Source organism: Gilliamella sp. B3892 (genome assembly GCF_026536305.1).
In the GTDB taxonomy this organism is placed as follows: Bacteria; Pseudomonadota; Gammaproteobacteria; order Enterobacterales; family Orbaceae; genus Gilliamella.
On the sequence record NZ_JAFNOK010000010.1, the window covers coordinates 93,729 to 104,843 of the forward strand.

General features: G+C 39.0%; 8 protein-coding genes and 4 tRNA genes. 10 read left to right on the plus strand and 2 right to left on the minus strand.

Going from position 1 to position 11,115, the window contains the following annotated elements:
• Positions 1-4: 4 nt before the first annotated feature.
• From J3U74_RS10135 to J3U74_RS10145, 3 genes are all read left to right on the plus strand, one after another.
• Positions 5-1,393, plus strand: coding sequence for a PTS galactitol transporter subunit IIC (locus tag J3U74_RS10135; RefSeq protein ID WP_220218835.1), 1,389 nt, complete (start codon positions 5-7; stop codon positions 1,391-1,393).
• An 87-nt stretch (positions 1,394-1,480) separates the two neighbouring features.
• On the plus strand, positions 1,481-3,544 hold the full coding sequence (locus tag J3U74_RS10140) for a BglG family transcription antiterminator (protein WP_065562055.1): 2,064 nt from the start codon (positions 1,481-1,483) through the stop codon (positions 3,542-3,544).
• 27 nt (positions 3,545-3,571) lie between these two features.
• Positions 3,572-4,234 (plus strand): class II aldolase/adducin family protein, encoded by a 663-nt coding sequence (locus tag J3U74_RS10145; protein WP_267328981.1) that lies wholly within the window; start codon positions 3,572-3,574, stop codon positions 4,232-4,234.
• Between the two features lie 94 nt (positions 4,235-4,328).
• Here J3U74_RS10145 and dhaL read toward each other — a convergent pair whose 3' ends face one another.
• On the minus strand, positions 4,329-4,958 hold the full coding sequence (gene dhaL, locus J3U74_RS10150) for a dihydroxyacetone kinase subunit DhaL (RefSeq protein WP_267328980.1): 630 nt from the start codon (positions 4,956-4,958) through the stop codon (positions 4,329-4,331).
• Position 4,959: 1 nt separating this feature from the next.
• Positions 4,960-5,964, minus strand: coding sequence for a dihydroxyacetone kinase subunit DhaK (locus J3U74_RS10155; protein WP_267328979.1), 1,005 nt, complete (start codon positions 5,962-5,964; stop codon positions 4,960-4,962).
• A 285-nt stretch (positions 5,965-6,249) separates the two neighbouring features.
• Here J3U74_RS10155 and tcdA point away from each other — a divergent pair, with 285 nt between their 5' ends.
• The 7 genes from tcdA to J3U74_RS10190 all read left to right on the plus strand — a co-directional run.
• A complete protein-coding gene (gene tcdA, locus J3U74_RS10160) occupies positions 6,250-7,053 on the plus strand; it encodes a tRNA cyclic N6-threonylcarbamoyladenosine(37) synthase TcdA (RefSeq protein ID WP_267328978.1) in 804 nt (267 codons plus the stop codon).
• Positions 7,054-7,368: 315 nt separating this feature from the next.
• Positions 7,369-10,065: a bifunctional acetaldehyde-CoA/alcohol dehydrogenase gene (gene adhE / locus J3U74_RS10165; protein ID WP_220218840.1), complete on the plus strand. Its 2,697-nt coding sequence runs from the start codon at positions 7,369-7,371 to the stop codon at positions 10,063-10,065.
• A gap of 153 nt (positions 10,066-10,218) precedes the next feature.
• Positions 10,219-10,294 (plus strand) — tRNA-Thr (locus J3U74_RS10170).
• 34 nt (positions 10,295-10,328) lie between these two features.
• Positions 10,329-10,413 (plus strand) — tRNA-Tyr (locus J3U74_RS10175).
• Between the two features lie 55 nt (positions 10,414-10,468).
• Positions 10,469-10,543: transfer RNA gene (locus J3U74_RS10180), tRNA-Gly, on the plus strand.
• A 3-nt stretch (positions 10,544-10,546) separates the two neighbouring features.
• Positions 10,547-10,622 (plus strand) — tRNA-Thr (locus J3U74_RS10185).
• Positions 10,623-10,805: 183 nt separating this feature from the next.
• Positions 10,806-11,115, plus strand: a 310-nt coding sequence (locus J3U74_RS10190) for a GTP-binding protein (protein ID WP_267337976.1), incomplete at its 3' end; no start/stop codon positions are given.

An 11,115-nucleotide genomic window follows, 5' to 3' on the forward strand; every position in this document is an offset into this window, starting at 1 on the left:
AATTATGGACTTTCTTGGAACAGTTATAAATTATATTTTGAATTTAGGGGCGCCGGTATTTGTGCCTATCATTATGCTTATTGCCGGCTTAATTGTCCGTATGAAATTTCGAGACGGGGCATCGGCTGCCATTACGCTAGGTGTTGCGTTTGTTGGAATGAGTATGCTGATTGGTTTTATGGTTGGCGCAATAGGCGCTGCTGCACAAACCATGATGGAGCGAACTGGTATTGAGCTTAGTATTGTTGACGGTGGTTGGACAACAATGGCAAATGTTTCGTGGGCTTGGCCATATGCTTTTTTAATGTTTCCACTGCAAGTAGGCGTCAATATCTTAATGTTGGTATTGAAAAAGACCGATACGTTTAATGCTGATTTATGGAATGTATGGGGTAAAATTTTTACTGCCTTTATTGTTGTTGCCGTAGCAACGCCACTTGTGGGCGGAATAATTGCGCTGATATTGGCTTTTGTTGTTGCAACGTTGCAAATTATTTTAGAGCTCAATTCCGGTGATATTAATCAGCATCGAATCGAAAAGTTAACCGGTATTCCGGGCGTAACTTGTACGCACCGAATGCTATTTTTCAGTGCTATTTATTATCCTTTTGATCTTCTACTACGCAAAATCCCCGCTTTGAATAAGCCAATGGATGCAGCAACCTTGCGTTCTAAACTAGGGGTATTTGCTGAAAATCACGTAATCGGATTTTTATTAGGTGTCATTTTTGGGATTATTGCTGGTTATGATGTGGCGGCCATTTTAATGCTAGGAGTACAAGCGGCGACCGCTTTAATGCTGTTCCCGATGATCTCAAAATTATTTATGCAGGCGCTATCCCCGATATCCGAAGCGATCAGCGATTATATGAATAAACGCTTTGCCGGTCGTAAACTGTTTGTTGGTCTTGATTGGCCGTTTATGGGTGGAGCAAGTGAAATCTGGTTTACTTTAATTGTCGCCATTCCTATCACCTTAATTTGGGCAGTAATTTTACCCGGCAATAAAATCTTACCATTTGCCGGCATTATTAATATCGCACTGGTTGTGCCAGCTTATATTTTAACCAAAGGCAATACATTAAGAATGGTGATTTTAGCTATCATCGGTGTGCCATTTTTTCTGTTTGTCGGAACGCAATTTGCGCCAATTATTACCGATTTAGGCTTAGCCACTAAGGCGATTGATATTCCAAACAACCAACTTATTTCTAACAGCTCTATTGATGCACCTGTCTTTACTTATGCATTTTCATTTATATGGCAATGTTTACAAGGCTATTTTGTTCCATTGATATTGGCTATTTATTGGTGCACTGGCTATTTCTTTTATGCACGTGAACTCAAAAAAGAGGCACAACAAGATAGTGTTGATCTGAAAATAGATGAGTAAAACTGGACTATTTGTAAACAGGTAATTAGTACAAACTGATGGTAATGCTCGTTATCATCAGATAACGAGCAAGAGGCTAATAATTATATGGTTGTTGATAAAAGAATTCATGCTGTTTTAAATGCATTAATTCAAAATCCAAGTGTCAGTGGCGTAGAGCTGCAAAATAAATTTGGGTTAACCCGTAAACAGCTTAGTTATACCTTAAAAAAGATTAATGATTTTCTTGAGTCATCAAATCTTGAATTAATTAAACGATTTAAAACCGGAAAATTTAGCATTCCTAAAGTCGTGATTGAAACCTTTAGAGACGAACCCGTCTCGCTTTCTATTGGTCGATATATCTATTCAGAAGATGAAAGAGTACATCTGCTGCTATTTTTTTTATTAACCAGAACTGAGCGCTTGTCATTAATTCATCTCTCCTCAGCGCTGACCGTTAGCCAAAATACGGTGATTAATGACATTAAAAAAGTGCAAACCCTGCTCGATCAATACCATATGCAGGTAACTTATGATCGTGAAAATGGTTATCGCATTGTTGGCACAGAAATTAATAAGCGCTATTTATTATTAAAGTTAATTCATCGCATCATTAATATGCCAATAGCCGATAAAATTTTTCGGCACAATAAGATTATTACTCAAGGCCGATTAGAACAAGTCGGACAAGTGTTTAGTGAAATTGAACGAAAATTAAAAATTGTTTTTACCGATGAACAACTGCAAGAATTAACCTATTTTATTGGTTTTATGCTACACCGAATTGAAACCAACAAAAAAATAGAGTTATTGCCGGAAAACTATACCGATGTAGCAAACAGTCGTGATTTTCAATTAATGAAAAAATTAATTGAACGCTTTGGCATTACCGATCTGAATGAGCAGATTTTTTTAACGGTATTGGTACAAAGTTCCAATATCCAAACATTATCAGACAAATATTTTCATCTCGATGCCGTGTTATTAGAGAGTGCAGTTGAAGTTATCGATAATTTTGAACAGATCAGCTGTATTACCTTTCAGGACAAAAGTGAATTAATTGAACGTATTTATCAACACTGGAAACCGGCCTATTATCGCATCCGTTACCATATCACCAACATCAACAGTGTTTACGATATTGTTTTGCAAGAGTTCGGGCATTTACATGAAATGGTACGTAAAGCCATAGCGCCATTTGAAAAAATACTGCATTGTAATATGCCGGATGAGGAAGTGGCGTTTATTACCGTTTTATTAGGCGGCTGGTTAACACGAGAAGGGCTAATTAACCAAATTAAAACAAAGAAAATTGCCATAGTTGTTTGTGAAAATAGCGCCACAGTCTCTACTTACTTATATTTGACTTTACAGGTGTTGCTTCCGGAACTTCACTTTTCTGATGCCATGTCTAAACGAGAGTTTGAAAAGTATAAACACTATTATGACATTGTTTTTTCAACCTCCCATTTATCCACCGATAAACTGCTCTTTATCGTTAACCCTTCGTTGAATAATTTGCATAAAAACGCATTGCGTAACCAAGTTATTGGCACATTACAAGGGATTGACCCAAGCATTATCCAAGTTGAAGAACTGATGTTAATTGTCGAAAAGTTCACCCATATAAAAGACAGAAAGGCGCTACAAAAAGAGCTTACCGCCTACCTGTATAATGATGAACTCAATGACAATCCGCTACGAATCAACCAACAAGAGATCCCTTCGCTGGCGGATTTAATGCAAAAAGAGCATATCTACCTTGCCCAAACAGCCGATATCTCATGGCAACAGGCGCTGGAATTAGCGGCTAAACCACTATTAAACGGGCAATTTATTGAACGTTATTATCTGGAACGAATGATCAATAAAATCCAATTTGAACAGCCCTACATTATGCTGGTTGAAGGGTTAATTATTGCGCATGCCGGTATTGATGATGGTGTCAATCAAGTTGCCATGTCGCTACTTAGGTTACCCGACAAAATCGATATTGGTGGCTATATGCAAGCCGATTTAATTGTAGTGCTAGCGACCAACAATCCACAAAAACATCTTAAAGCATTGGCGCAATTAAATGAGTTATTAGAACTTCATGACGGTTCAACCCATTTACGCCAAGCCAAAAATAATCAAGAAATTTGGGAATTATTTGCCCGCTATCAATGAATATTTTGCCTAAAAAGGAGTGTTAAAATGTTAGAGATTCAAAAACAATATGTTGTCGATATGGCTAAGAAATCTAGTGAATGGGGACTTTGTAAACATAAAGCAGGTAATTCAAGTGTTCGGGACAAACAGACCGGCTATGTGCTAGTTACCCCAACAACCATTGATAAACAGCTATTAACCGCACGTGATATTGTGGTTATGGATCTAGATGCTAATGTGATTGAAGCGCAATCCGGATTAAGACCGACTAGTGAATGTTTGATGCATTTGGAAATTTATAAGGCTCGTCCGGATGTGTTTGCCGTTTCACACACCCACTCAATTTTTGCAACGGCATTTGCGGTATTAGCAAAGCCCATTCCGGCAGTTGTTTATGAGTGTGCTATTTTGAATTTAAAAGACAGCGTAATTCCGGTTGCGCCATATGGTCGCCCTGGTACGCCGGAACTGTCAACTAGTGTCATTGAGCCAATTAAGCGAGCCGATGCCATTTTAATGGAAAAACATGGCGCCATTGCGGTGGATAAAGATCCTTATGAAGCGGTATTAAAAGCGGCCTACATTGAAGAAATGGCAGAGATTTATTATCACGCATTGTTGATTAATGGTGGTAAAGATCCGGGTGGATTCCCGCCACAAGAGTTACAAAGTTGGGCATATCCTTCCCAAATAAAATTTAAACAATAGGGTAGATGGATAATGAAAGAGAGGAAAAGTCACGCTTAAATGACAGAAACAAATAAGTTAATAAATCCGCCAACACTGTTAGCGGATTTATTTTTTAAGAGATCTGAATATATTCATTCATATATTTTAAAATATAAGCCATTGAAACAGCGCCCGGATCCATATGACCAATAGCACGTTCACCTAAGTTTTTAGCTCGACCAAATACCGCTATCATCTGTTTGGTTTGCTCTGCGCCTTCCATTGCTGATTGGGCAATTTTAGGTAACGCCTCTTTCAAGGGTAATTGGCATAATTCATTTGCGCTGGTTGCCGCAGTCGCTAAAGCATCAACCATGGTCTTATCACCCGGTTTAGCATTGCCTCGTTGATAGACAGCTTGCCAACCTTGATTAAGTAGTGTTGCTAATGTGCTGGTATTAAATTCTGCCTCACCAGTAATACTTTTACCGCCAGCTCTAAATAAAGTGCCAAATATTGCGCCGGAAGCCCCGCCCATACTGGTCATTAATTTTGTACCAACTTGATTGAAAAAATCACCAATATCATTTGGCTTAAACTGATCATGTTGTAACAGTACTATTAATGTCGCAAATCCTCGCTTCATACCAATACCATGATCGCCGTCGCCAACAATTTGATCTAAAGCGGTTAATGTTGGCTCACTTTCCACCATTTTTTCGGCGACAAATAACATCATTTTACGTAGTTGTGACAAGTTCATTCTATTTTCTCCATCCTAAGGTTTGGCAAGGTAAGTCATAAAGGTGTTGTAACTGCTGATCTAATCTCATTAAGGTGATCGAAAAGCCGGACATTTCCAATGAGGTACAAAAATGGCCAATGGCAATATCATGGCTGATTATGCCTCGTGAATTGAGTTCAATACCAACTTTTCTGGCAATAATTAAAAGTTCGGTATTACTCATCGCACCTAAGTTATTAATCAGTACGCATACCCGATCGGCTCGCACAAAAGGTAAATCGTCACACAATCTATCTATCATCTCTTTAACCACATCGTCGGTGGAGGTCATTGTTTGACGGCGTAAACCGGCTTCACCATGAATACCGATACCAATTTCAATTTCGTTATCTGCCAGTTCAAAGTTAAAGTTATTCGACTGAGGCAAAGCACAACCATTGAGCGCTACACCGATAGTGCGTACGTTATTATTGGCTTTTGCTACGACTTGATAAAGCTGGTCAAGATCATATTTTTCCAATTGCGCCGCTGCACCGGCTATTTTATAAAGAAACATAATACCGGCAACGCCCCGACGATCTGAGATTTTAGAAAGCGGAGCAGAAGCAATATCATCGGTTGCGCGAATGGTTTTGGTGGTAATATTTTCTTCGGCTAAAATTTCGGCAGCAATATCAAAATTCATCCCGTCCCCGGAATAGTTACCATATAAAAATAGTGCGCCATGACCTTGATGAGTGGCTTTGGTCACTTCGATTATTTGATCAGGCGAGGGCGAGGTAAACACTTCGCCAAGTGCACAGCCGTCAATGCTACCTTCACCGATAAAGCCGGCAAAAGTTGGCTCGTGACCGCTACCGCCACCGGAAATAACCACAACTTGATCATCTGTGATGTGATTACCATAAACGGCAAAGTAGTTTGGAATTGCAGTGAGTTTGCCATTATATCCATATACTAAGCCTTGCATCACTTCTTGCCTGACATTGTTAGGATCGTTGAGTAATTTTTTAGGTTTGCGCATTTGCTTTTCCTCTTTTTTAAGCATAATTAACCAGCGATATTTTAGGAAAAACAAATAATTGAAACGAATACAATTAATGACAAATAATATCCCACTGGTTGCGCATCATCGGGATGTAAATTTAAAGTGCCTTGCAAAGCATATATTGCAACTTGAATCCTTGAAAACGAATATATCGACATTATTTATGTATAAATTAGTTAGCAAAGCAAATTATCTTTATTATTGGTAAACAAGTTTTTGGAGTGTTGGGTGTTTAACGATAAGCACCTTCGATAATCAATTATGAAATCAGAATCCTACTTTCAACGTTTTAGCGGTATTGCAAGACTTTATGGTGAAGCGGCATTAACGCAATTTTCACAAGCTCATATTTGTGTCATTGGTATTGGTGGTGTTGGGTCATGGGTGGCCGAATCCCTTGCCCGTAGTGGTATTGGGCAAATTACCTTAATTGATATGGATGATGTGTGTATCACCAATACTAATCGGCAAATTCATGCGTTAAATACCAATATTGGTAAAGCTAAAACTGCTGTTATGGCTGAACGAATTTTACAGATCAATCCTCAATGCATCGTCAATGTCATCGATGATTTTATCAGTCCGGATAATGTTGCAAATTATTTAGGGTCGAAACAAAATCCTCGCTTCAACTTTATTATTGATGCCATTGATAGCGTGCGTGATAAAGCTGCGCTTTTAGCGCACTGCAAGCGAAATAAATTAAAAGTTATCACCATTGGTGGCGCAGGCGGGCAAAAAGATCCGACCAAAATTAAAATTGCTGATTTAGCCAAAACCGTTCAAGACCCGTTAGCGGCTAAATTGCGTGAGCGCTTAAAAAATGATTATAAACTCAATAAAGATAGCAAAGGTAAGTATGCCATTGCGTGTGTCTTTTCGACTGAGCAGTTAACTTATCCAGCTCAAAATGGTCAGGTTTGTTCCACTAAAAGCCAAGCTGAAGGTAGCAAAAAAATGGATTGTCAGTCCGGATTTGGCGCTATTACTACCGTGACAGCGACTTTTGGTTTTGTGGCAGTAAGTTATGTATTAGATAAGTTATGCAAGCCTAAGTCATCTTAGTTTGCATAATGTGAGTGGCGCTTTTTTGATAGTGGTTAGCCGGTGTTGCGTGAAAACGATAAGTCCATGATTAATATAATTAGTATTTGAATATCGTCGGTATAAAGTGTCAGTTTATTTTCTCGATAGGGTTACTTAATAATAGCTATGATTTTTCGGCTAAAAACATTCGTTTTTTGTGCATTATCTTATTGTATAAAGTAATAAACTGATTTACGATAACGTCAATTTCGTTTTGTTGTTATGCTTAGGCATTAAATTCAAGGAAGACGCCAAACGATCCAGATTTATTTTTTTAATTTCAAGGAGAAATCTATGGCAGTAACCAACATGAATGAGTTAAATGAGTTAATGGTACGTGTGAAAAAAGCACAAGAAACTTATTCAACTTATACTCAAGAGCAAGTGGACAAAATCTTCGTCGCCGCAGCGACAGCCGCAGCCGCAGCTCGAATCCCTTTAGCCCAACAAGCAGTTGAAGAATCAGGCATGGGGATTGTAGAAGATAAAGTCATCAAAAACTTATTTGCTGCTGAGTACATTCTAAATAAATATCGACATGACAAGACTTGTGGTGTTGTGGCTGAAAATGAACCGTATGGAACAATCACTTTAGCCGAACCTTTAGGGATAATTTGTGGTATTGTACCAACGACTAACCCAACTTCAACGGCAATTTTTAAATCATTAATTAGTTTAAAAACCCGTAATGCAATTGTCTTTTCCCCTCACCCTCGCGCAAAAAAATCTACCATTGAAGCAGCTCGAATTGTATTAAATGCAGCAATTAAAGCTGGTGCGCCAAAAGATATTATCGGTTGGATTGATGAGCCTTCTATCGAATTATCTAATGCACTTATGCATCATGACGATGTTGCAGCCATTTTGGCCACAGGTGGTCCGGGTATGGTTAAAGCTGCCTACAGCTCAGGAAAACCTGCTTTAGGTGTGGGTGCCGGTAATACACCAGTAATTATTGATGAAACTGCTGATTTAAAACGTGCGGTAGCGTCTGTATTAATGTCTAAAACGTTTGATAACGGTATGATTTGTGCTTCTGAACAAGCAATCGTTGTTGTTGATTCAGTATATGATCAAGTCCGTGATTTATTAACTCAGTATGGTGCTTATGTTTTAAATGCTAAAGAAACAAAAGCGGTACAAGGCATTATCTTAAATGATAAAGGTGCATTAAATGCCAATATCGTTGGTCAGCCTGCAACAAAAATTGCTGAAATGGCTGGAATCAAAGTTCCTGCTGGCTCCAAAGTACTGGTTGGTGAAGTGAGCAAAGTTGATCTATCTGAACCATTTGCGCATGAAAAACTATCGCCAACGTTAGCAATGTTTAGAGCAAAAGACTTTACTGAAGCGGTTGAAAAGGCCGAAAAATTAGTTGAAATGGGCGGTATGGGTCACACCTCTGTGCTTTATACTGACCAAGACAGCAATCGTGATCGTGTTGCTTACTTCGGCAGCAAAATGAAAACATGTCGTATTTTGATCAATCAACCTGCGGCTCATGGTGGTATTGGTGATTTATATAACTTTGATTTAGCGCCATCTTTAACGCTAGGATGTGGTTCTTGGGGAGGTAACTCGGTATCTGAGAATGTCGGTCCGAAACACTTAATCAACAAGAAAACAATCGCTAAGAGAGCAGAAAACATGTTATGGCATAAATTACCAAGTTCTATCTATTTTAAACGTGGATCACTTCCAGTTGCTTTAAATGAAGTGATTGAGCAAGGTGCTAAACGCGTCTTTTTAGTCACTGATAAATTCTTATTTAACAATGGTTACTCTAAACAAATTACCGACCAACTTGAAGAACATGGCGTAATTTGTGAAACATTCTTTGATGTTGAAGCAGACCCAACGTTAAGTGTTGTGCGTAAAGGTACCGAATCAATGACTGCTTTCCAACCGGATACGGTTATTGCTTTAGGTGGTGGTTCGCCAATGGATGCGGCTAAAATCATGTGGGTACTTTATGAGCATCCGGAAACTAAATTTGATGAATTAGCATTGCGTTTTATGGATATTCGTAAACGTACTTGTCATTTCCCTAACATGGGTAAAAAAGCTAAATTAATCTGTGTGACAACGACATCCGGTACCGGTTCTGAAGTAACACCATTTGCGGTGGTAACCGACGATGCAACTGGTCAAAAATATCCATTAGCTGATTATGCTATTACGCCTAATATGGCAATTGTAGATGCTAATTTAGTGATGAATATGCCAAAATCGCTTTGTGCAGCAGGTGGTTATGATGCTGTTACCCATGCATTAGAAGCTTATGTATCAATCATGGCAAGTGAGTTTTCTGACGGTCAAGCGTTACAAGCATTAAGCTTATTAAAAGCCTATTTACCGGCGAGCTATCGAGATGGCGCTAAAAACCCTCTCGCTCGTGAGAAAGTCCATAGTGCAGCAACATTAGCGGGTGTAGCATTTGCTCAATCATTCTTAGGTGTATGTCACTCAATGGCGCATAAAATTGGTGCGGCTTTCCATATTCCGCATGGTGTGGCTAATGCAATGTTAATTAGTAACGTTGTTCGCTTTAATGCAACAGATAAACCGACTAAACAAGGTACCTTCAGCCAATATGGTTACCCACAAGCGGTTAGACGTTATGCCGAAATTGCTGATCATCTATGTTTAACTGCCGCAACGGATAACGACGAGAAGAAAGTTGAAAAATTAATTGGTTGGTTAGATCAACTTAGAAAAGATCTTGAAATTCCATTCTCTATTAAAGAGTTTGGTATTGATGAGAAAGCTTTCTTAGCACAAGTAGACCAACTTGCCGTAGATGCTTTCGATGACCAATGTACTGGGGCAAATCCTCGTTATCCATTAATTGCAGAGTTAAAACAAATTCTTCTCGATACTTATTATGGCCGTGCTTATAAAGACCATGGTGATATCAGTGAAGATGTTGCTATTCACACTGCGGCTAAAGGTGTAGCGGCACCGAAGAAAAAAGCCACTAAGAAAAAATAATCTAAAATCATTAATGTGATTAAATAAAAACCTGAAATAGTCTATATTTCAGGTTTTTTTTATATTTTTGATTTTTTTTTAATCAAACAAAATAAAATTTGTTTTTTTTGCTTGCAAGCTTAAATGTTCTAGTACATAATGCGCAGCACTTAGGCCGGCTTAGCTCAGTAGGTAGAGCAACTGACTTGTAATCAGTAGGTCGCCAGTTCGATTCCGGCAGCCGGCACCATTTTCCTAAGTAGACAAATTTAAAAAAGATTCGGGGTGGGGTTCCCGAGCGGCCAAAGGGAGCAGACTGTAAATCTGCCGTGTCACACTTCGAAGGTTCGAATCCTTCCCCCACCACCATCATCTAACATTAGCAATTGCTAATTGAAGCATTTAGGTAGCCGAGTTTGAACATGCGGGCATCGTATAATGGCTATTACCTCAGCCTTCCAAGCTGATGATGCGGGTTCGATTCCCGCTGCCCGCTCCAATTGCTGATATAGCTCAGTTGGTAGAGCGCACCCTTGGTAAGGGTGAGGTCGGCAGTTCAAATCTGCCTATCAGCACCATTCTTGTTAATCTCCTAAACTTCTAAAAATATCGAATTTGGCTGCTTTAAAGCTTGTCACTCGATAGCTTTATCTGTTATCATTCAGAGCTAATTTTAAGTTAGTATTATATTGATATTAAATATAATACTTGGTTAATGTGGTGAATTGCCACCGATTTGTATTACATTTGAGGGACTATCAATGTCTAAAGAAAAATTTGAACGTACAAAACCCCACGTTAACGTTGGTACAATCGGCCACGTTGACCACGGTAAAACAACTTTAACTGCTGCAATTACTTCTGTACTTGCTAAAAAATTCGGCGGTCAAGCTCGTGCATTCGATCAAATCGATAACGCACCTGAAGAAAAAGCACGTGGTATCACCATCAACACTTCACACGTTGAATACGACACACCAACTCGCCACTATGCACACGTTGACTGTCCGGGACATGCTGACTATGTTAAAAACATGATCACTGGTGCGGCTCAAATGGACGGCGCTATCC